Raw genomic sequence first — 21,917 nt, 5'->3', positions numbered from 1 at the left:
CGCATGCTCGAGAAGCTCCGCGGCATCCTGCCCCAGGTCGCCCCGACCGCGTTCGTGCACCCGGCGGCGACGCTGATCGGCGACGTCGTCGTCGGCCCGCGCGCGTCGATCTGGCCGGCCGCGGTGCTGCGCGGCGACGACGGGGCGATCGTCATCGGCTCCGACACCTCGATCCAGGACGGCACCGTCATCCACGCGACCGAGGGCATCTCGCACACGCGGGTCGGCGCGCGCGTCACCGTCGGCCACAAGGTCATCCTGCACGGCTGCACGATCGGCGACGACTGCCTGATCGGCATGGGCTCGATCGTCCTCGACAACGCGGTCGTCGAGCCGTGGTCGTTCGTCGGCGCCGGCACCCTGATCCCGCCGGGCAAGGTGGTGCGCTCGGGCGAGATGGTGATGGGCAACCCGTTCCGGGTGGTCCGCCAGCTCACCGCCAAGGACCGCGAGTGGATCGAGTACGCCTGGACGGTCTACGTCAAGCGCGCCGCCGAGTACCTGGCCGAACGGACAGATTGATCTCTTCGCCGCGTCAGGCGAACAGCGCGCAGTCGACGACGAGCGCCAGCGGCTCGTCCGCGGCGTCAAGCGCCCACCACGCCGAATAAAAGGTGGCGCCGTCGAGCGCGGGTCGGAACACCGCGACGTTCCACGGCTTGCTCAGACCCGGCACGGCGATCAGCGCCCCCGGCTGGTCGTCCGGCAGCACCAGCAGCGCCTCCACCCGCTTGCGCTCGGGCTCGTACAGGTTGCCGGCCGTGGAGTAGTCGAAGATCGCCGCGACCGTGCCCTTGAGCCACAGCCGGTCGTCCTCGGCGTAGGGGAACGTGCCCTGCGCCCGCTCCACCCTGGCGACCTCGCCCTCGCCGAAGCGAATGACGACCGCGCCGACCTCGGCCGGATCGTCGCCGCACAGCAGGGTTACCGGGTGCTGGCGGCGAGGTACGCGGCGCTGCAGCGGCTGCTTGTGCAAGTGATCGGTGTCGGCGATCGACACCTCTCCCCGGGGGAGCTTCAGCTTGCCCAGCTCGTGCACGCGACGCACGTCCGGGTGCCCCTGCAGCAGCAGCCGGATGGTCCGCTGCATGTCACGCGGATCGGTCATCTCGCCGGTGTCGGGGTCCGCGGCCAGGATGGTCATGGCCGACACGCTATCCTCCCTCGCCGCGCCGCGCCACCGTCCGGCGAGTTATGATGGCGCCGCGTGATCGACGTCCGTGAAGTCGCAAGGTACGTGGTGGCGCTGGCGGCCCGGCAGCAGCTGCGGGCGACGTGGTCGATCGAGACGTTCTCGCCGACCCACGACGACCACCGCCGCGTCCACTTCCGCTGCAATTACGTCGGCGACGAGGCCGAGCCGTCGCGGCGCGTCGCGGCGACCCGGGCCGCCCTCGCGGCCGTCGAATCGACGCTCGCGCCGCTCAAGGACTGCGTGTCCGTGGAGCCGTCCAGGAGCCCGACGCACCGCGAGGGAGGCGAGCCGCGGCCGGACATCCGCGCGTGGTTCGTGCTCCTGGTGTGGGTCGGCGGAGCGCCCGGACAAAGAGCTCGCGCGGCGTGGGACCGGCGCCCGCCGCTCGGTTAGCCGGGGATGACGAAGCACTGGATGCTGGTGTCGATGCGGAAGTTCGACTCGTTGGTGTGGCGCTCGGCGTGGAAGATGTCCATCGAGTAGTTCTGGCCGATCGTGATCCCGAGGTAGCCGGCGTTGGTGTCGAGGTCGATGGTGTCGGTCAGCTGCGGGTGGAGGCCGCCGAGGTCGATCGCCAGCTTGCCGTTGATGAACAGCCACAGGTCGTCGTCGCCGGTGAACGTGAACACCTCGCCGCCCTGGTAGGTGAACTCGGTGTGGATCTCGGTGGTGAAGTGGAAGTTGTGCGGGTTGCCCTCGTTGCCCCAGCCCTGGTCGTCGATGGGGAAGAAGGCGTTGTTCTGGTAGGTGAACTGGCCCGGCGACACCTCGGTCAGCGGGATGTCGATCTCGAACGCCATGTTGACGTCCGGCGTGTCGTTGTACCACTGCGCGAACTCGGCCGGCCCGGTGGTCTGCGGCGTGCCGCCGGGGTGGGCGTAGACCGGCTTCTTGTCGGGCCCGAGGTCCTGCTGGACCAGGCCCTCGTAGGCCGAGTCGCCGCCGAAGGTCTCGAAGTCGGGGTGGCTCGAGCGGAAGTCGCGGATCGTCGCCTTCATCACCGGGTCGCACTCCGGCGGGTCGAAGCCGGTGGTGTCCGGCAGCGAGGTGCTGGTCATCGGGAAGGTCGTCGACGTGCTGGTGCTCGTGGTGGTCTCGTCCGGGCCCGTGGTCGCGGTGGTGGTCGGCGGCTCGCTCGTGGTCACGGTCACCGCCGTCGCGGAGCCCTCGCTGCCGCCCTCGGTGGCGGTGCCGGCCTCGCTGGCGCCGCCGCTCGCGGTCGAGTCGGTCGAGGTCTCGCTGCCGACGCTGCTCAGCGTGTCGAGGCCGGTCGGCCCGCCGGTGTCGGTCGGGTCTTTGCCCTGCACCGAGTCGCCGCAGGCGGGCAGGAGCGGGGCGATCGCAAGGATGGTTTTAAGGACATGTCGCATGGTTCACTCGCTTCCACGGGGTGATGCAGCCGCCGAGGGTAAGATCGGGCCCGCGGGCCCGAGCCTGACACCGCCGCGCGGCGACGCCGGCCGTCGCGCGGGGGCAGGGCGCTGCGGCGCGAGCCGTCGCCCCGTCGCCCGTCCGGGTCGCCGGCGGCGAAGGACGCGCGGGCGCGGGGCAGCATCTTCGGACATGACCGAAGAGCCATGTCGCCGATGAAACCGCGCGAGCGCAGCAGCCACGCCGACGAGGATAGCCCGCGGCGACCTCGCGATCGCGGGGGGATGCACCCACGGGCGTCATGAGCGGCCTCTGCGCACTTGACGCGACGTGCGGCGGGCGGTAGCCCCGCGGCTGTACGAGCCGCTGCGTGCGGCTTTGAGGCCTCGCCATGTCGTTCGAGCTCATCGAAGTCCCTCTCGGCGACCGCAAGCTGGTCGAGCGGTTCATCCGGGTGCCCTGGTACATCCACCGGGAGCACCACCCGAGCCCGCGCTGGGTGCCGCCGCTGTTGATGGACCGGCGGGACTATCTGAACCCGGACAAGAACCCATTCTTCAAGCACGCGCAGGCGGCGTTCTGGATCGCGCGCAAGGACGGGCGCGACGTCGCCCGGGTCGCGGCCGTACGCGACGAAGACTTCGTGAAATTCCACGGCCAGCAGACTGGCTACCTCGGCATGTTCGAGTGCCCCGACGACCCGGCGCTCGCGCAGGCGCTGGTCGACACCGCCAGGGCGTGGCTCAAGGCCCGCGGCTGCTCGGCGATGATCGGCCCGTTCGAGCTGTCGATGAACTACATCGCGGGCGTGCTGGTCGAGGGCTTCGACCGCGACCCCGGCATCAACATGCCGTACAACCCGCCGTACTACGACCGCCTGCTCCAAGGGACAGGTCTGCAGAAGGCCAAGGACCTGCTGCACTGGGGCATCGACCCGCAGCGGCCGATCCCCGAGCGCGTGACGCGGATCGCCGACAAGGTCGCCAAGCGGCGCGGGATCACCGTCCGCGACATGCGCTTCGACGACTGGGACGCCGAGGTCCTGCGCTCGCTCGAGATCATGAACGACGCGTGGGAGAAGAACTGGGGCTTCGTCCCGGTCGGGCGCGAGGAGTACCTGCACATCGCCAAGGACCTCAAGATGGTGCTGGAGCCCGGGCTGCCGATCATCGCCGAGGTGAAGGGCGAGCCGGTCGCGTTCGTGATCACGATGCTCGACGTGAACCCGGTGCTGAAGAAGCTCGACGGCCGGCTGTTCCCGTTCGGGATCGTGCGCCTCCTGTGGGACTTGAAGGTGCGCAAGGTCGTCAAGGGGGGGCGGCTGATCCTGCTCGGGATCAAGGCCGCCTACCGCGGCCAGGGCATCGACACGCTGCTGTTCCTCGCCACCCACAGGGCCGCGCAGCGGCTCGGCTGGACCGAGGGGCAGATCGGCTGGACCCTCGAGGACAACGATCGGGTCAACGCCGCGGTGAAGAACATGGGCGGCTACCCGATCGCCACCTATCGCGTGTACGAGACCACGCTGTGACCCCGCTAACGGAGGCCGGCGCGCGCGCGGCTTCCGGTCGCGCTCCAGTTGCGATATAGCCGCCGGTACTCCGGGGAGCGCCGTGACCGAAGCCGCAAATCCCACCTACGAAGCCGTGCTCGCCAAGATGTTCGCCTACTTCGACGAGAACCTGGCCGAAAAGCCAGCCTCTCCGGTGAGCGAGCGGTCGCACCTGATCCAGGACCTGCGGCTCGACTCGATGCAGAGCTTCGAGATGGTGTCCGACCTCGAGGACCACTTCGGCATCACCATGCCGATGGAGCTGTTCCAGCACGTGGTCACCGTCGGCGACGTGGCGCGCGAGGTCGTCAAGGTCATCGCGCAGGATCGCGGCGAGGCCTGAGGGCGATGACGCGGCCCGAGACGCTCACCCAGGCCCTCGACGCGGCGACCGCCCGCGCCGACGGTGGTTACTCGCACCTCGTCCAGGAGAAGGACCCGGTCAAGTTCTTCTCGTACGCCGAGACGGCGCGCCGGGCCCGGCGCTTCGGCGCGGCGCTGCAGGCCGCGGGGGTCCGCCAGGGCGAGCGCGTCGGCCTCATCCTCCCCGACTCGTCGGAGTTCGTCGAGGCGATCTACGGGGCGATGTACGCCGGCGCGATCCCGGTGCCGGTGTACCCGCCGATGAACCTCGGCCAGTTCGAGGGCTACCTCGCCAACACCACCCACATCCTGCGGCAGGCCGGCTGCGCGCTGGTGGTCACCGACGGCAAGGTGCGGCCGATCCTCGGCAAGCTGATGAGCAACGTGCCGAGCGTGCGCGCGGTCGAGGTCTACTCGTCGTTCGTCAAGCAGGTCGACGAGCGCGCGGCGCCGATCGGCGTCGACGTGAAGCCCGACGACGTCGCGTTCCTGCAGTTCACCTCGGGCAGCACCTCGCAGCCCAAGGGCGTGACGCTGACGCACGCCAACCTGATCGCCAACGTCCACGCGCTCGGCGCCGGGCTCAACGCCGGCGAAGACACTTTCGGCCTCAGCTGGCTGCCGCTCTACCACGACATGGGCCTCATCGGCTTCGTGTTCGCGCCGGCGGTGCTCAAGGTGCGCGGGGTCCAGTTCATGTCGCCGCTGCTGTTCCTCAAGCGGCCGGCGATGTGGCTGCGCCAGCTGTCGGAGCGCAAGGCGAACATCAGCTTCGCGCCCAACTTCGCCTACGGCCTGTGCACCGCGCGGATCAAGGACCACGAGCTGCAGGGCGTCGACCTCTCGCACCTGCGCGTGGCCGGCTGCGGCGCCGAGCCGATCCAGTACGACACGCTCAACGCGTTCGCCGAGCGCTTCGCCGCCTGGGGCTTCCCTCGCACCGCGTTCCTGCCGTGCTACGGCATGGCCGAGCACAGCCTCGCGGTCACCTTCGTCGGCCTGGAGGAGGACCTGCGCGCCGACAGGGTCGACCCCGACGCCCTGGTCCACGGCGAGGCCAAGCCGAGCGACTCCGCGGACGCGCTCAAGGTGGTCTGCTGCGGGCGCGCATTCCCCGATCACGACCTGCGGATCGTCGACGCCGAGGGCAACCCGCTGCCGGACCGCCGGGTCGGGCAGATCGAGCTGCGCGGACCGAGCGTGATGCGCGGCTACTGGGGCGACGCCGAGCGCACGCTGCAGGCGCTCAAGGACGGCTGGCTGGCCACGGGCGACCTCGGCTACCTGGTCGACGGCGAGCTCTACGTGTGCGGCCGGATCAAGGACCTCATCATCATCCACGGCCGCAACTACTACCCGCAGGACCTCGAGTGGCAGGCCTCGCAGGTCGAGGGCGTGCGCCGCGGCAACGTGGTCGCGTTCGGCATCGAGGACGCCTCGCTCGGGCGCGAGCGGGTGATCGTCGCCGCCGAGGTCCGGACGCCGCACGCCGACGACCTGCGCGACAAGATCGCCGCCAAGACCCTCGAGACCCTCGGCCTCCGGCCCGACGAGGTCGTGCTGCTCGCCCCCGGCAGCCTGCCGAAGACCTCGAGCGGCAAGCTGCAGCGCAACAAGACCTCGGAGCTCTACCGCGACGGTCAGCTCGGCAAAGGCGCCAACAAGGCCGGCACCATCGACGTCATCAAGCACCTGGCGACGTCGCGTTGGAGCTACATCCGCGCGGCCTTCGGCAGCCGCGACGCCGAGGACTGAGCGCCGCCGCCCGGCGCGGCCACGCGCCCGACTCGCCGCGATCTCGACGGAGCGACGCTCGAGGTCGCTTTGGCGTATCGTCGGCGGCGGAGGTGCGGCGATGAGGGCGAGGACGACGTGGAGGATCTTGGGCGCAGGCTTGCCGGTGATGGCGATCGCCTGCAGCACCGCGGCCGGGGCCAACGACAGCGACGGCGGGCCCACCGGTAGCGCCACCGATCCGCCCACCTCGATCTCTTCCACCGAGGGTCCCGTCGGCCCGACCACCACGACGGTCGGCGACAGCGTGGCCAGCACCGACGCGCCGGGGTCGACGACCGGCTTCGACCCGACCGGCGAACCGGGGGGCACCACCGAGGGCAACACCGGCGAGCCGCCCGCGCCCAGCTGCGACGGCGGCGGCGGCCCGGCGGTCGCCGCCGAACCTGTCCTTTCGATCACTTTGAAAGATCGCTGGGAAGAGGCCTGGCTCGGCTCGCCCGCGGTCGCCGATCTCGACGGCGACGGCGACAACGAGGTGATCGTCCCGCGCGGGCAGGCGCTCCTGGCCTGGGCAGCCGACGGCGAGGTTCTATTTAAATTCGAGGCCGAGGGCGGGCGGATCTGGTCGAGCCCGGTGGTGGCGGACTTCATCGGCGGGCCCGAGCTCGAGATCGCGTTCGCCGCCCGCGATCAAGTCTACCTGCTCGATAGTACAGGTGCGATCGCACCTGGCTTTCCGGTCACCTGGGAGGACGAGCTGCGCAGCATCGCCGCCGGCGACCTCGACGGCGACGGCGGGCTCGACATCGCCGTCAGCGTCGGCCACGGCGGCCCGACCGACGTCGTCCACGCCTGGCGCAGCGACGGCAGCCCGCTGCCGGGCTTCCCGCCCAACCAGAGCGGCAGCTCCGGCTGCGACGACAAGTGCTACCTGGCCGGCTGCTACGACCAGAACCTGGCCGTCGGCGACCTCGACGGCGACGGCAAGGCCGACCTGGTCGCGCCGCACGACAACGCCTACGCCAGCATCCACAAGGGCAGCGGCGAGGCGTTCGACGCCGCCGACATCTTCCCCGTCACCAAGACCCCCGGCGTCCGCTACCTGCACCTCCTCGCCGAGGCGGTGCAGGGCTACGCCGAGGACGAGGAGACCGCGCTGCAGGCCCACTTCACCAACACCGCGCCGGCGATCGCCGACCTCGACGGCGACGGCCAGCGCGAGGTCATCATGCTCGGCAGCGTGCAGAACGCGGCCCAGAGCGAGCGCGAGAAGGGCGTCGCGGTGTGGGTCGTCGGCGCGGATGCCAGCCGGCGCCCCGGCTTCGACCCGCCGGTGCACCTGCCCGACTACCTCTCGGGCCTGTGGGACTACGGCGACACCAACATCGTCGGCATCACCAACCAGGTCGCGGTCGCCGACCTGCGGGCCGACCACGCGGGCCTGGAGATCGTGTTCGTCGGCTTCGACGGGCGCGTGCACGCAGTGAGCGCCGCCGGTCAGGTGCTGTGGAGCACCGAGTACACCACCGACCCCGAGGTCGCCGCCGGCGGCGTGGCGATCGGCGACCTCTCGGGCGACGGCGCGCCCGAGGTCGTGTTCAACAGCTACAGCACCGGCGACGACAAGGGCGCCCTGTTCGTGCTCGGCAACGACGGCGCCGTCCAGCACCAGCTGCCCCTGCCGCGCCGCGGAGCGATGCCGGTGCCCACCCTCGCGGACGTCGACGGCGACGGCCAGGCCGATATCGTCGTCTCGCTCAAGGACGCCGAGGACATGGTCGAGAGCGTGCGTGTCTACACCGTGCCCGGCTCGACCGCCTCGTGCCTGCTGTGGCCGACCGGCCGCGGCAACAACCTGCGCAACGGCCTGGTGCCGTGAGGGCATGGCTGTCCGAAGGGACAGCCATGCCGCCCGATTTCATCTGCGTCTGCGGCTTCACGGCGTTCGCCAGCGCGACGAATGCTGGTCACGGGCGCCGTGTTAGAGTGGCCGGTCAGGACGACCCTCATGAGCGACCCGAAGAAAGTCGTGACGATCACTCCGAGCAATCCCGGCGTGGCCTCGAAGACCGACGCTCCCAAGAAGGACGAGGCCAAGGCGCCCGTCCCCGACGCGCAGGAGGTCCCCAAGCCTCCGCCCAGCAGCTTCAGGAAGGCCCAGGAGGGCAAGTGCGGCGAGGGCAAGTGCGGCGGCTAGCCCGTCGACGACGCGGCGACGGCCTCGTGAAGGACATGTCCTTGAGGACATGTGGAAACGTGAAGCCGTGGTCGAGTCGTCGGCCGTCGGAGCCTCGGCGATCGACACGCAGGAATAACCTGCCCGATAGACCATGTGCGTCGGGACCTGCGAAGTCCGCTTCGAGCCGCGCGGACTCGGCGCCGCGTCTGCGTAAGCGCCTGCGCGCCCCGCAGCGCGCGTGTGCCAGCGCCTCGCGGCGAGCACGGGCCTTCTTCCGGTCGGTTTGCTAGCGTGTTCACCATGCCCGACTCTGCCCGCAGTCACCGCGATCTCGTCATGGGAGCGCTCGCCGGCCAGGCCGCGCTCGCTGCCCGCACGGCCGCCCGCACGCTGTACGACGCCGGCGGACGCGAAGTCCTCCCGACGGTGGCCCAGGCGGGGCTGCAGACAGTGCTGACGCGGACCGCGAGCGGGGCCGTGGCGGCGGCGGCGCCCTCGCTGCTGGTCGACGCGGCGGTGCAGGCCGGCGCGGCCGAGGTCGCCAGCCTGGCGGTGGTCACCACGGCCCGCGCCGCGGGGGCCCAGATCGTGCGCACGGCCGCGCGAGCGGGTGTGGTGGGCTTCGTCGTCGACGCCGCTTTCGGCGCGGCCGAGGGCGTGATGGCCTACCGCCGCGGCACAATGACCCGCAAGCAGGCCTGTGTGCACGCCTCCGTCGAGGCCGGCACCGGCGCCGCCTCCACCTCGGTCGGCGTGCTCGTGGCCGCCGGCGCGGTCGCGCTGACCGGCGGCATGGCTGCCCCTGCGGTCATGGCCATTGGGACAGGTACGGCGCTGGCCACCAAGCTCGGCCTGAGCCGCCTGTTCGCCCGCAACCGCGCGAGCAAGCCGGTCGCCCCGCTGCCGGCCGCGGTCTGAGCCGGCGTCGAGCTCTCGCAGAAAACCCGCGGTGGGGCTCGTACCTGCGCAGGCACGCGAGGGCGCCATGCCGGTCGCTGCGTGACGAGTCGGTGTCCGGCTCCCGCAACGTCTGCGTCGGCGCTCGTCCGTCGAGGCGGGCCGGTCGCTGTCGAGTCCGCCGAGGCTCCGCGGCTCCCATCGTCGTGTGACGACGCGGCCTGAGTCGGCGTCGAGCACAGGAAGGCCGCGTCGGTCTGCCGCGCGAGGGCCGAGCCGACGTCGAGCACCGGCCACGGCTCCGCGGACGGTCTTTTCGTCGCCCCGCTGTTGCCGAGCACTCGCTTGTGGCCCGGGTTCGTCTGCGAGCAGTCCTTCGCGACGCCCCGACTCCCCGCGTGCCGCCGGCGATCGAAGTTAGCGACCTCGAGGCCACGAGTCCGCCGCGTGATCGGCGGCGGCAGTGGCAAGGACCGCTGTTCTTCCGTCCGAGCCTGCTGCCTACTCGCCGACGCCCCCTCTCGCGCGCTCGAACCCGCGCGCCTGTCCTCACCAGGCGCGAGCAGATCGGCCGCTTGTGCGCCTGTGCGGCTTCTGGCACGCATATGGGGTCTCGTGGCGACAATGCGTGGAAATTCGCCCCCAGTGGGGTGAGCCGTCGGCGGGGCGTGGAGGGTGAACATGCGGATTATGGAGCTTGGACTGCGGCGATCTGTCCTTTCGACCACCTTGTTGCTGGCGGCGTGCGGCGAGACCGACACGGCCGGCACGGTCAGCGCGAGCGAGACCTCGAGCGGCACGAGCGACGTGCAGACCAGCACGGGAGCGCCGACGACCACGGCGACCGTCGGTGTCACCGACACGCCGACGACGACGCAGGGCATGAGCGGGGGCGAGACGACCACCGGCGAGCCGACGACCGCCGGCGAGACCACCACGGGCGGCACCACGGACACCACGACCGGCGGGCCCGATCCGGTGTGCGGCGACGGCCACGTCGATCCGGGCGAGGCCTGCGACGACGGCCCCGACAACGGCGCGGGCAAGCCGTGCAACATGCAGTGTCAGGCCAACACCTGCGGCGACGGCGACCAGGGCCCCGGCGAGGAGTGTGACGACGGCGCCGACAACATGGACACCAACAGTTGCAAGGCCGACTGCAGCAACAACGTGTGCGGCGACGGGGCCGTCGGTCCGGGCGAGGGCTGCGACGACGGCAACGACGATGACGCCGACGACTGCACCAATGCCTGCGCTCTGGCCAGCTGCGGCGACGGCATCGTCGCCCCGACCGAGCAGTGTGACGACGGCAACGACGACGACACCGACGACTGCACCGACACCTGCACCGACGCCACCTGCAGCGACGGTCACGTCCAGGAGAGCGTCGGCGAGGAGTGCGACGACGGCAACGACAACGCCGACAACGCCGCCTGCACCACCGCCTGCAAGCTCAACGTCTGCGGCGACGGGGCCCTCTACAACACCGGCGACGGCCTCGAGGAGTGCGACGACGGCGTCGACAACGGCCCCGGCAAGGCTTGCAACAACCAGTGCCAGTTCAACACCTGCGGCGACGGCGACCAGGGCCCCGGCGAGGCCTGCGACGACGGCAACCTCGACCCCGGCGACGGTTGCTCCGCCACCTGCAAGCTCGAGGAGTGCGGCAACGGCACCCTCGACCCCGGCGAGGACTGCGACGACGCGCAGAACGGCGACGACGACGACGGCTGCACCGACAGCTGCGAGCTCCCGGCCTGCGGCGACGGCATCCACCAGCCCAACGAGGGCGAGCAGTGCGACCTCGGCGGCAACAACAGCGACAGCGGCGCCTGCACCGTCGCCTGCGAGCTCGCGGTCTGCGGCGACGGCCTGATCCAGGCCAACGTCGAGCAGTGCGACGACGGCCCCGGCAACAACGGCCCCGGCAAGGCGTGCAACGCCACGTGCAAGCTCAACGTCTGCGGCGACGGCGACAAGAGCCCGAGCGAGGCCTGCGACGACGGCAACCAGAGCAACGACGACGCCTGCACCAACGTCTGCAAGCTCGCCACCTGCGGCGACGGCTTCAAGCAGCCCGGCGAGGAGTGCGACGCCGGCGCGAGCAACAGCAACACCGGCGCCTGCACCCTCGCCTGCAAGAACCCGATCTGCGGCGACACCTTCGTCCAGCCCGGCAAGGGCGAGCAGTGCGACGACGGCAACCTCTCCAACGGCGACGCCTGCCTCAACACCTGCAAGTCGGCCAGCTGCGGCGACGGTGTCGTCTACCAGGGCGTCGAGCAGTGCGACGACGGCAACCAGGTCGGCAACGACTTCTGCAGCAACCAGTGCGTCCTGCCGACCTGCGTCGACGGGGTCAAGAACGGCAGCGAGACCGACGTCGACTGCGGCGGCTCGTGCGGCAAGTGCGGCCTCGACCTGCAGTGCACGGGCGGCCTCGACTGCACCAGCGGCTACTGCAACGCCGGCAAGTGCGGGATCGCCACCAGCTGCAAGGCGATCAAGCAGGCCACACCCGGCGCCGGCAACGGCGTCTACCCGATCGATCCGGACGGCGCCGGGGTTCAGCAGCCGTTCAACGTCTTCTGCGAGATGACGATCGACGGCGGCGGCTGGACCCTCGCGCTCAAGGCCAACGGCACCCAGGGCACCTTCACCTACGCCGCCGCGCTGTGGACCAACACCGCGACGTACCAGCCGCAGTTCCCCGACCTCGACCACAACGAGGCCAAGCTGCAGAGCTTCAACACGGTGCCGTTCAACGACGTCCTCGTCGGCATGGAGTACCCGATCGGCAACGGCCCGCTGGTGCTCAAGACGATCAAGCTCGCGGGCCTCAACCGGCCCTCGCTGCAGAACCTGATGAACGCCGGCTACGTCGCGACCGCGGTCGGCCGCAACGCGTGGAAGAGCCTGATCGACAACAGCTCGCTGCAGCCGAACTGCAACCGCGAGGGTTTCAATAGTGTGCCGTGGAACGTGGCGGGCTGGCCGCGGACGCGGATCGGCGTCGTCTCCAACCAGGAGAACGACTGCAACTCGCCCGACTCGTACATCGGCATCGGCGGCGACGGGGGCCAGTGCAGCGTCATCGGCTACTCCGTCGGTGACCTCGCCAGCTGCGGCGGCGACAACGGCGAGAAGAACCTGGCGACGTTCGGCGCGGTGTTCGTCCGCTGAGCTCGCCGGCCTCGCGGCGCCGGCGGTCGTGCCGGCGCCGCGTCCTGGGGCTCTGCGTGTTGCATGACTGCGGGCGGGCGTCCATCCTGTCCGCATGCCTCGTGAGCCGCAGGAGCGCGCGCCCGACGACGTGCGGCAGATCGCCACCTGGCTCGACAATGCGGTGCGGATCCCCGGCACCGAATGGCGCGTCGGCCTCGACCCGCTCCTCGGCCTCGCGCCCGGCCTCGGCGACACCGTCTCGTCCGCGCTGTCGGGCTGGATCGTCGTCCGCGCGGCGGCCCTCGGCGCGTCGCCGGCCACGCTGGCGCGCATGACCGGCAATGTCCTCGTCGACGCCGTGGTCGGCACCGTGCCTGTCCTCGGGGACATCTTCGACTTCGGCTTCAAGGCCAACCAGCGCAACCTCGCCTTGCTCGAGGGTCACCTCGCCGACCCCGCGCGGCGCCGCACCCTCGATCGCCGGCTCGTGGTCGCCGCGGCAGTGGCCGCGGTGCTCATCCCGGTCGGCATCGCCGCGCTGATCGGGTGGCTGGTGTTCGCGGCCGTGCGCGCGCTGGGCTGGTGAGCGCGCGCCGGTCGAACCGCGGGTAGCTGGTGTTCGCGGCCGTGCGCGCGCTGGGCTGGTGAGCGCGCGCTTGCTCGTGCCGGTCGATCGCCGCCACCTGTCGTGCGCGCACTGCCCGTGCCGGTGGAGCGCCGCAACCTCTCGCGCGCGGACGCCTGCAGCGCTCGTGCAGTGAGGCGTGAGGCGTGACGACCTGCGCTCGCGCTCGGGCGCGCGTGACTCACGAGCGTGGTGCACGCCTTCGGGCTCGCAGGGCGGCGAGCGAGCCTCACGTACCTCCCGGGCGCGCCCGCGATCCTCGCGCGATCGGCCCGCTCGGGTTGCCGGCGCCGGCACAACTGCGCTATGAGCCATCGTCGCACCTCCTCGCCACGAACGGCCGCGCGATGCATCGACGCTTCACGACCTTCACTTCCGCCGTCCTCGGCGGCGTCCTCGTCGCCGCGTGCGGCGGCGCTCCCGAGACCCCGGCCAAGCCGGCCCCGGCCGCGCCCGCGGCCCCTGCCGAGCCCCCGACCCCGGCGCCGGCCCCGGCCGAGCCTGCGGTCCCCGCCGGGCCCCCGTTGACCGACGCCGAGCGAGCCTCCGCGCCCGGGCGGATCTTCCACCTCGCCGAGCGCGAGGACGGCGCGACCATCGACGTCGTCTTGCCTTCAGGACAGGGCGCAAAGACCATGCTTCGAGGGACAGCCAGCGCCGGCCCGCCGTCGGTGCTGCCCGGTCCGGTCGCGCCCGGCGGCGAGCTGATGGCGGTCATCACCGTCGACGAGCACGAGGGCGCCCACTTCGAGCGCATCGAGGTCCGGCCCCTGACGGAGGCGGGTGAGCTCGGCGAGCCGCTGTGGCGCAGCGACGCCGCGCCGCAGGTGCGCAGCCCGGCGTGGTCGCCGGACGGCCGCACCCTGGCGTTCGAGGCCGCCTTCTCGAGCTTCCGCGACATTTATGGCCTCGACTTGTCCGAGCGGGCGAAGCCGAAGCTGAACCGCCTGACCGATCACCCGGCCGGCAACTACGAGCCGGCCTGGTCGCCCGACGGGCGGCAGATCGCCTTCGTCTCGAGCCGCGACGGCAACGCCGAGATCTACGTCATGCGCGCCGACGGCAGCGAGGTGAAGCGCATCACCCACTTCCAGCTCGACGACTGGGGCCCGGTGTGGTCGAAGGACGGCGGCTTGCTGGCGTTCCTGAGCAACCGCGAGAGCGCCGAGCGGATCTTCCTGTGCAAGGCCGACGGGACCGAGCTGCGGCGGCTGACGCCCGACGCGCCCGCGCCGGACCAGAAGTTCGAGCCGGCCGAGGCCGAGCCGACCTTCACGCCCGACGGCCAGGCGCTCGTCTTCAGCACCCGCACCGGCCCGCAGCAGGGCGCGCTGCGCCGCGCCGACCTCAAGACCGGCGCGATCACCCCGCTCACCGCCGGCACCAGCTCCGACCGCGAGCCGACCTTCTCGCCCGACGGCAAGCTGCTGGTGTTCGCCTCCGACCGCGACGGCGACCCCGAGCTCTACCTCATGCGCCCCGACGGCACCGGCGTCACCCGCCTCACCGAGCGCAAGGGCGCCGACTGGCTGCCGCGCTGGAGCCCGCGCTGACGAGATTTTAAAAGAAAGAGACATGCTCTGAAGCGCATGCCCGATCGGGCATGTGCTGAGGGACATGTCCTCTCGCGCCAAAAAACAAACCGGGCGGCGCCGGTACCCCGGGCCGCCCTGCCGGGCGCGGTCACACGGCCGCTCAGGTCGACGCGGCGGCGGCCTTGGCGTCGGCCGCGGCGCGCTCCTGGGCGATGCGCTCGCTGTCCTTGGCGTAGGCGAAGTCTTCGGGCTTCGCCTTGCGGATGAACAGCAGGTACACGCCGATGGCGAGGATGATCATCGTCGCGTAGTGGGCGGTGGTGAGGCCGAAGTAGAGCTTGTCCTTCTCGCGCATGAAGTCGAGGGAGAAGCGGAACGGCGCGTAGAGCAGGCACGTGAGGCCGGCGATCCGGCCCGGGGCGGACTTGGCCCAGTTGAACACGAAGTGCACGAACAGGACGATCGGCACCAGGTACATGAACTCGAGCAGGCCGTTGTCGAAGCGGTACTCGCCGCCCGGCCACGGGCCGACGGCGAGCGGGTGCGACGGGTCGACGATGGCGCCGGGGTGGTCGTGGACGAGGGCGCAGCCGAGGCGGCCGAAGGTGAAGCCGACGAGCAGGCCGAACACCAGCATGTCGGCCCAGATCAGGTACGGCTGCTTCATCTTGCGCAGGTACCAGAAGAACCCGACCAGCGCGCCGAAGAACCCGCCGACGCTCGACAGGCCGTTCCAGATCATCAGCAGCACCGCGGGGTTCCGGGCCACGTCCTCGGGGAAGTAGAACAGCACCGAGACCCAGTGCGAGATGACGAAGCCCGTGATCAGGATGTAGAACATCAGGTCGCGCGCGACGAACTCGTCCATGTCGCGCTTCTTCGCGAACGCCAGGCAGCGGTGGTACCCGAGGATGACGCCCAGCGCGACCAGCGGCCCGAACACCTGCAGCTTGAGCGGCCCGATGACGGGAAGATCGGCGATCAGCTTCTCGGGCGGCTTGATGTACGGGATCAGTGCTTCGAGCATCGGAGCCGCAAGGTAGCTTATGCCCCCCGGCCCTGCAAAACCCCCGGCCTCAGCGCGCCCCGGGGCCGGAGCCGGGCTCGCCGTAGCCTCCGCCGCCGGGCGTCTCGATCGTGAGCCGCTGACCGGCCTGCACCGTGGTCCGCGCGCGCCCAGGCAGCTCCGCGCCGTCCAGCGAATTGCGCCCGCAAGCCCCCGGAGCCCCGCCTGCGAGCCCGAACGGCGCTCTGCTGCGCCGCTCCGCCACGATCGAGACTTCGATCCCGCCGCGCAGGAATTCGAGTTCGCGCACGAGCCCGTCGCCCCCGCGCCAGCGCCCGATCCCCCCCGAACCGCGGCGCAGCGCGAACCGATGCACGCGCACCGGAAATCGCGCCTCGAGCACCTCGGGGTCGGTGATCCGCGTGTTCGTCATGTGCGTGTGCACCCCGGACGCGCCGGCCTCTCCGGCGATTGCGCCGCTGCCGCCGCCGATCGTCTCATAGTAACCAAAGCCCGCGTCGCCGAAGCTCAGGTTGTTCATCGTGCCCTGGCTGGCGGCCGCGGCCCCCAGCGCGCCGAGCAGGACGTCGACCACGCGCTGCGCCGTCTCGACGTTGCCGGAGGCCACCGCCGCACCTGGCCCCGGGGACAGGATCGTGCCCTCCGGCAGCACCAGGTCGACCGCCCGCAGGCACCCCGAGGCCAGCGGGATCGGCCGCCCCGCCAGCACGCGCAGCACGTACAGCAGCGCCGACACGGTGACCGCGCGCGGCGCATTGGCGTTGCTCGGCGACTGCGGCCCGGTGCCGGTGAAGTCGACCGTGAGCCGCTCGCCGTGGGTCGACAGCGTCACCGCGATCGCGGTGCCGTCGTCGAGCGCGTCGACGAAGCGGCGCGCGCCGGCCGGCATGCGCGCGACGAGCTCGGCGACGCAGGCCGCGGCGTCGTCCTGGATCGCCCGCAGATAGCTCGCCAGCGCCGCGCTGCCGCAGCTCGCCGCCAGCTCTCGCAGCAGCCGCGCCCCGGCCTGGTTGGCCGCGATCTGCGCCTCGAGGTCGGCGAGGTTCTCCTCCGGGCGCCGCGCCGGCCATGTCCCTTGGGTCAGGATCTCCAGCACCCCGGCGCGGTCGAGCCGGCCGCCGCGGACCGCCGGGAACGCGCGGAACACCACGCCCTCCTCGGCCAGGCTGCGCGCGTCCGGCGGCATCGAGCCGGGCGTGATGCCGCCGACGTCGGCGTGGTGGCCGCGGTTGGCGACGAACCCGCACAGCGCGCCCGCGGCGTCGTGCACCGGCGCGATCACTGTGATGTCGGGCAGGTGCGAACCACCGGCGGCGGGGTCGTTGGTGACGAACACGTCGCCCGGCCGCGGCGAAGGGTGCGCCGCCAGCACGCCGCGGATCGACTCGCTCATCGCCCCGAGGTGGACCGGGATATGCGGCGCGTTGGCCACCAGGCCGCCCTCGGCGTCGAACACCGCGCACGAGAAGTCGAGCCGCTCGCGGATGTTGGTCGACAGCGCCGTCCGCTGCAGCACCACGCCCATGTGCCGGGCGATGCCGGAGATCCGCGCGCTCATGATCTCGAGGCTGACGGGGTCGACCTCGCCGGCGCGCACCGGCTCGGCGCCCGCGACGTCGCGCGCGACCAGGCAGCCGTCGGCCGCCAGCTCGGCGACAAAGCCCGGTTCGAGCACGATCGTCGCCGTCGCGTCGAGGATCAGCGCCGGCCCCTCGACCACCTGCCCGGCGACGATCGCCTCGCGCCGCAGCGTCGGCACCAGCCGCCACTGGCCCGCGATCCACATGTCCGAACGGTCAGGAATATCCGGGCAGGCGGTCTCTTCGGGCAGCTGACCGCCGACCGCCTCGTCGCTGACCACCAGCTCGACCCGCGCGCTGACGACCTCGATCGGGTGGTCCGGGCGGGCGTAGCCGAACTCGCGCGCGTGGGCCTGCTCGAACGCCGCCCGCAGCCCGGGGCCCCACGGGATCGTCAGCGCCACGTGGGTGCCGCGGTAGCGCAGGTCGACCCGCTGGACCGCCGACACCTCCAGCGCGCCCTCGGCCGCCAGCGCCGCCTGTCCCTCGCGCTCTAGCCTCTGGAACATGTCCGAAAGGTCCAGTGATTCTTCCAGCGGGACGCCGCCGACGTCGGCCTGACCGTGCCAGCCCGGGCGCGCGGCGCCGATGCCGACGGCCGACAGCACCCCGGCGAGCGGGTGGAACACGAGCGTGCGGATCTGCAGCGCCCGCGCCACCGCGCACGCGTGCTGCCCCCCGGCCCCGCCGAACACGACCAGCGCGTGCTCGCGGACGTCGTGGCCGCGCCGGACCGTGACGTCGCGGATCGCCGCCGCCATCCGCTCGTCGGCGATCTGCCGCAGCCCCTCGGCGACCTGCAGCGGCGACATCGCGGCCCCGCCGGCATGGACCTCCTCGGTCAGCGCCTCGAGCCCGGCGAACGAGCGCTCGCGGTCGAGCGCGAACGGGAAGCGGGCCGGGTGCAGGCGGCCGAGCACGAGGTCGACGTCGGTCAGGGTCAACGCCTGCGCGCTCGCTCGCCCGTAGCACAGCGGCCCCGGATCGGCGCCGGCGCTGTCTGGCCCGACGGACAGCTTGCGATCGCGGTACCTGCAGATCGATCCGCCGCCGGCCGCGATCGTGTGGACCGCCAGCATCGGCGTGCGCAGGCGGACGCCGGCCACCCGCGTCTCGTAGCTGCGCTCGAGCTCGCCGCCCCAGCGGACCACGTCGGTCGAGGTCCCGCCCATGTCGAAGCCGATCACCTGCGACAGGCCGAGCCGCGCCGCGATCGTCGCGCACGCGACCGCTCCGCCGGCCGGCCCCGACAGCACCGCGTCGCGCCCGCGGAACCGCTCCGCCGCGCACAGGTCGCCGCTCGACTGCATCAGCTGCAGCTCCGCCGAGCCCAGGCGCTCTCGCAGCCCGCGCACGTAGGCGCGCAGCAGCGGCGTCAAGTAGGCGTCGACCACCGCCGTCTCCGCCCGCGCCAGCAGCCCCTGCGCCGGCGCGACCTCGTGCGACAGCACCACCTCCTCGAACCCGGCCGCCCGCGCGGCCGCCCCGACCTCGCGCTCGAGCCCGCCGTCACGGTGGTCGTGGATCACCGCGACCGCGGCGCTGCGCAGGCCGCGAGAATGAATGTCCCGGAGCACATGTTCCAAAGAACCTGTCTCCGGAGACACAAGAACTTCGCCGTCGGCCGCCCTGCGGGCGTCGACCTCGACCACCGCGGCGGGCAGCGGCGGCGGCTTGTGGATCGCCAGGGCGAACAGCTCGGGTCGGGCCTGGTCGCCGATCTCGAGCAGGTCGGCGAAGCCGCGGGTGATGAGCAGGGCCGTGGGCGCGCCCTTGCGCTCGAGGAGGGCGTTGGTGGCGACTGTGGTGCCGAGGCGGATCCGGCAGCGAGGAATGGGCTGGTGTTCGGCGAGCCCGAGCAGCCCGCGGATCGCCCGCAGCGGCGCGTCGTCGGTCGACAGCACCTTGATCGCGCGCAGCCGGCCGGTGCCCGGCGCACGACCGACGCAGTCGGTGAACGTCCCGCCGCGGTCGATCCAGAACTCCCACAGCTCCTCGCGCATCGCGGTCTCCTTACCACGTCGCCGCGGCGCTGCTCACGTGGCCGGCTCGGCCAGGCTGAGCGTGTCCCACAGCGCCTCCCAGACCTCCTCCGCGCGGGCCGACTCCTTGCGCCCGGGGTCGGTGGCGATCGGCGCCCCGACGTCCCAGTGGACGACCTCGCCGCGCCGGCCGTCCCGCCGCTCGACGATCATCAGCTGGCCGTCGACCTGGCCCGGGGGCGCAAATTTCGCCTGGTCCGGCAGCTTCCACGCCGGCTGCAGCCGGGTCGCGACCATCTCCCAGTCGACCGGCTGCCGCGGTCGCGGCCGACACATCCCGAGGCCGTGGCCGCTGCGCCGGTCGTCGCAGTCGATCCAGTCGCGGTACTCGGCGAACATGCCGTCGTCCTCTTCCTGCGTGGGTGCCGACCAGAACACCCACATCTCGCCGGTGACGCCGTCGGCGCCGCTGCGCACCTCGACCAGAGCGCGCCGAGCAGGCGTCCGGACCCACACGCGCAGCTCGGTGTCGAGGGCCCCCAGCCGCGCCTGGGCCAGCGGCGGCGCCCCGCGCAACAGGTCGACGCGGGCCAGCTCGTCGACGCGGGCGGCGAGCCAGTCGACGTTCGGCAGCTCGCGGACGATGGTCGCGTCGCGCGGCGCAGCACAACCTGTCCCGGAAGTCGAGTGGAGGCCGACGAGGAGCACCGCGGCGAGCCGACGAGACGAGGCGTGCATCGTGACGCTGATCGTAGCGGGACGAGCCAGCGTTGCCAAACCGCGGGGGACGTGCCATCCATGCGCTCGGGCGATGACGACCGGCGAGAAGATCTTTCGTCAATTGCGGCGCCGCGCCAATCAGATGTTCGCGCGCCTGCGGCCGCCGCCCGCGGCCTTCGTCTACGGCCCGCACTACGAGTGTTCGTGGCCGGGCTCCGCGGTCGACGAGGTGCGCGGCGAACGGATCCTCACCGCCCTCGCGGCCGAGGGCCTCGTCACCTTCGAGCAGGTGCGGCGGCCCCCGCTGGCCACGTACCACGCGATCCGGCGGGTCCACGACGACGCCTACCTCGACGCCTGTCAGCGCCCCGAGGTCATGATCGACATCCTCGGCGGCCTCGAGGTCAGCGAGGTCGACACTGCGCGGATCCTCGACCTCCAGCGGGCCATGACCGGCGGCACCATGGCCGCCACCGACATCGCCCTCGGCACCGGCAAGATCGCCATCAACCTCGGCGGCGGGTTCCACCACGCCCACCGCCGGATCGGCCGCGGCTTCTGCGTGTTCAACGACGTCGCGGTGGCGATCGCCGAGCAGCGCGCGCTCGGCTTCCACGAGCGCGTCCTCGTCGTCGACCTCGACCAGCACGACGGCGACGGCACGCGGGCGCTGTTCGCCGACGACCCCAGCGTGTTCACGCTGTCGATCCACAACCACCACTGGGGCGACACCGAGGCGGTCGCGTCGACCAGCGTGGCGCTCGGCGACGTCGTCGGCGACACGCTCTACCTCGAGACGGTGCAGCTGCACCTCACCGAGGCGCTGCGCCAGCACCGGCCGCGGCTGATCTACTTTCTCGCCGGCACCGACCCGGCCCAGGGCGACAAGATCGGGGTGTGGCAGATCAGCGGCGAGGGCATGCTGGAGCGCGACATCGCGGTGTTCGAGGCGATCCGCGAGCTCGCGCCCGACGCCGCGGTGGTGGTCTGCCTCGCCGGCGGCTACGGGCCCGTCACCTGGCAGCACAGCGCGCGCAGCTTCGCGTGGCTGCAGAGCGGCCACCGCGGGTTCGAGCCGCCCGACAACGACGAGCTGACGCTGATGCGCGCGCGTCACTACGCGGCGCTGCTCAAGCCGGCCGAGCTCACCGGCGAGGGCGACGACCTCGGCCTCACGCTCGAGGACCTGGTGCCGAGCCTGGCCGCGACCGCCCGCGAGCCGCGGTTCCTGGGCTACTACTCCAAGCAGGGTCTCGAGCTGGCGCTCGAGCGGCACGGCTTCCTCGGCCGCCTGCGCGGCAAGGGCTTTCAGCCGTCGCTCGAGTTCAACCTCGTCGACCCGCAGCGGCACATCCTCAAGATCTTCGGCGACGCGGAGCACAAGGAGCTGCTGTTCGAGCTGGTGGTGCGCCGCGACCGGCGGACGATCCCCGGCTTCGAGCTGCTGGCGATCGACTGGCTGCTGCTGCAGAACCCGCGCGAGCAGTTCTCTCCCGACAAGCCCGCGCTGCCCGGCCAGCGCCACCCCGGCCTCGGCCTCTTTGAAGAGGTCGTCGCCCTGCTGATCATCGCCTGCGAGCGCGTCGGTCTGGCCGGCCTGGTCGTCACGCCGTCGCAGTACCACCTCGCGGTGCAGTGGCAGAAGCGGCTGCGCTTCGTCGACCCCCGCGCCGCCGCGCGCATGCGGGCCATCCGCGAGGCCCTGCCCGGCGCCAGCCTGGCCGAGGCAGCGCACGCGCTGCACGAGGGCCGTGTGGTCGACCAGTCCGGAAGGACATGTTCGTACGAACCTGCCCCGATGATCTTCCCGCTGTCCGACGAGCTCAAGGCCGAGCTCGACCCGGAGAACTACCTGCGCGCGATCGACGAGGCCGCCGACGAGTTCCGCTTCCAGCTGTCGTCTCCGCGGTGAATGCATGGAGCCCGGGCGCCGGGCCGCGAGAGCACGACGGCGGCCGGGGGGTCCGAGTGAGGCGAGCCTGTCCCGAG

Annotated in this window: 17 protein-coding genes; 12 read left to right on the top strand and 5 right to left on the bottom strand. The window is 71.8% G+C overall.

Annotation, left to right across the window (positions count from 1 at the left end; all coding sequences use genetic code 11):
* Window positions 1–3 precede the first annotated feature (3 nt).
* Window positions 4–522, top strand: a complete 519-nt coding sequence (locus O0S08_RS46940) for a gamma carbonic anhydrase family protein (RefSeq protein ID WP_269036072.1) — start codon at window positions 4–6, stop codon at window positions 520–522.
* 13 nt (window positions 523–535) lie between these two features.
* Here the strand turns inward: O0S08_RS46940 and O0S08_RS46935 are convergent, their stop codons facing one another.
* Window positions 536–1,144, bottom strand: a complete 609-nt coding sequence (locus tag O0S08_RS46935) for a hypothetical protein (protein WP_269036071.1) — start codon at window positions 1,142–1,144, stop codon at window positions 536–538.
* Between the two features lie 63 nt (window positions 1,145–1,207).
* Between O0S08_RS46935 and O0S08_RS46930 the strand changes: the two genes are divergently transcribed.
* Complete coding sequence (locus O0S08_RS46930; protein ID WP_269036070.1) at window positions 1,208–1,588, top strand: hypothetical protein; 381 nt, start codon at window positions 1,208–1,210, stop codon at window positions 1,586–1,588.
* On the opposite strand, the gene O0S08_RS46925 is transcribed toward O0S08_RS46930, so the two are convergent.
* The gene (locus O0S08_RS46925) at window positions 1,585–2,565 is read right to left on the bottom strand and encodes a fibro-slime domain-containing protein (RefSeq protein ID WP_269036069.1); all 981 of its coding nucleotides are present in this window, start codon (window positions 2,563–2,565) and stop codon (window positions 1,585–1,587) included. The genes O0S08_RS46930 and O0S08_RS46925 overlap by 4 nt on opposite strands.
* 392 nt (window positions 2,566–2,957) lie before the next feature.
* Here O0S08_RS46925 and O0S08_RS46920 point away from each other — a divergent pair, with 392 nt between their 5' ends.
* From O0S08_RS46920 to O0S08_RS46880, 9 genes are all read left to right on the top strand, one after another.
* Window positions 2,958–4,097 (top strand): N-acetyltransferase, encoded by a 1,140-nt coding sequence (locus tag O0S08_RS46920; RefSeq protein ID WP_269036068.1) that lies wholly within the window; start codon window positions 2,958–2,960, stop codon window positions 4,095–4,097.
* 82 nt (window positions 4,098–4,179) lie between these two features.
* The gene (locus O0S08_RS46915; protein WP_269036067.1) at window positions 4,180–4,461 is read left to right on the top strand and encodes an acyl carrier protein; all 282 of its coding nucleotides are present in this window, start codon (window positions 4,180–4,182) and stop codon (window positions 4,459–4,461) included.
* Between the two features lie 5 nt (window positions 4,462–4,466).
* Complete coding sequence (locus tag O0S08_RS46910) at window positions 4,467–6,236, top strand: fatty acyl-AMP ligase (protein ID WP_269036066.1); 1,770 nt, start codon at window positions 4,467–4,469, stop codon at window positions 6,234–6,236.
* A gap of 100 nt (window positions 6,237–6,336) precedes the next feature.
* Entirely contained in the window at window positions 6,337–8,097 is a 1,761-nt protein-coding gene (locus O0S08_RS46905) for an FG-GAP repeat domain-containing protein (protein WP_269036065.1), read from the top strand.
* Between the two features lie 129 nt (window positions 8,098–8,226).
* Window positions 8,227–8,415, top strand: a complete 189-nt coding sequence (locus O0S08_RS46900) for an HvfA family oxazolone/thioamide-modified RiPP metallophore (RefSeq protein WP_269036064.1) — start codon at window positions 8,227–8,229, stop codon at window positions 8,413–8,415.
* A 282-nt stretch (window positions 8,416–8,697) separates the two neighbouring features.
* Entirely contained in the window at window positions 8,698–9,315 is a 618-nt protein-coding gene (locus tag O0S08_RS46895) for a magnetosome protein MamC family protein (protein ID WP_269036063.1), read from the top strand.
* Between the two features lie 669 nt (window positions 9,316–9,984).
* The gene (locus O0S08_RS46890; protein ID WP_269036062.1) at window positions 9,985–12,477 is read left to right on the top strand and encodes a DUF4215 domain-containing protein; all 2,493 of its coding nucleotides are present in this window, start codon (window positions 9,985–9,987) and stop codon (window positions 12,475–12,477) included.
* 94 nt (window positions 12,478–12,571) lie between these two features.
* A complete protein-coding gene (locus O0S08_RS46885) occupies window positions 12,572–13,045 on the top strand; it encodes a DUF4112 domain-containing protein (RefSeq protein ID WP_269036061.1) in 474 nt (157 codons plus the stop codon).
* Window positions 13,046–13,431: 386 nt separating this feature from the next.
* Entirely contained in the window at window positions 13,432–14,637 is a 1,206-nt protein-coding gene (locus O0S08_RS46880) for a beta-propeller domain-containing protein (protein ID WP_269036060.1), read from the top strand.
* Window positions 14,638–14,779: 142 nt separating this feature from the next.
* On the opposite strand, the gene O0S08_RS46875 is transcribed toward O0S08_RS46880, so the two are convergent.
* Genes O0S08_RS46875 through O0S08_RS46865 form a run of 3 tightly spaced genes read right to left on the bottom strand, consistent with a single transcriptional unit; the run spans window position 14,780 to window position 19,946 of the window.
* Entirely contained in the window at window positions 14,780–15,646 is an 867-nt protein-coding gene (locus O0S08_RS46875) for a prolipoprotein diacylglyceryl transferase (protein ID WP_269036059.1), read from the bottom strand.
* A gap of 49 nt (window positions 15,647–15,695) precedes the next feature.
* Entirely contained in the window at window positions 15,696–19,229 is a 3,534-nt protein-coding gene (locus O0S08_RS46870; RefSeq protein WP_269036058.1) for a hydantoinase B/oxoprolinase family protein, read from the bottom strand.
* Between the two features lie 33 nt (window positions 19,230–19,262).
* On the bottom strand, window positions 19,263–19,946 hold the full coding sequence (locus O0S08_RS46865; protein ID WP_269036057.1) for a hypothetical protein: 684 nt from the start codon (window positions 19,944–19,946) through the stop codon (window positions 19,263–19,265).
* A gap of 73 nt (window positions 19,947–20,019) precedes the next feature.
* Between O0S08_RS46865 and O0S08_RS46860 the strand changes: the two genes are divergently transcribed.
* On the top strand, window positions 20,020–21,840 hold the full coding sequence (locus O0S08_RS46860; RefSeq protein WP_269036056.1) for a histone deacetylase family protein: 1,821 nt from the start codon (window positions 20,020–20,022) through the stop codon (window positions 21,838–21,840).
* Window positions 21,841–21,917: the final 77 nt, after the last annotated feature.

The sequence above is a fragment of the Nannocystis punicea genome, from assembly GCF_026965555.1.
GTDB lineage: Bacteria > Myxococcota_A > Polyangia > Nannocystales > Nannocystaceae > Nannocystis > Nannocystis punicea.
The sequence above is the reverse complement of the archived record's forward strand: the minus strand, read 5'-3'. Positions and strand labels throughout refer to the sequence as shown.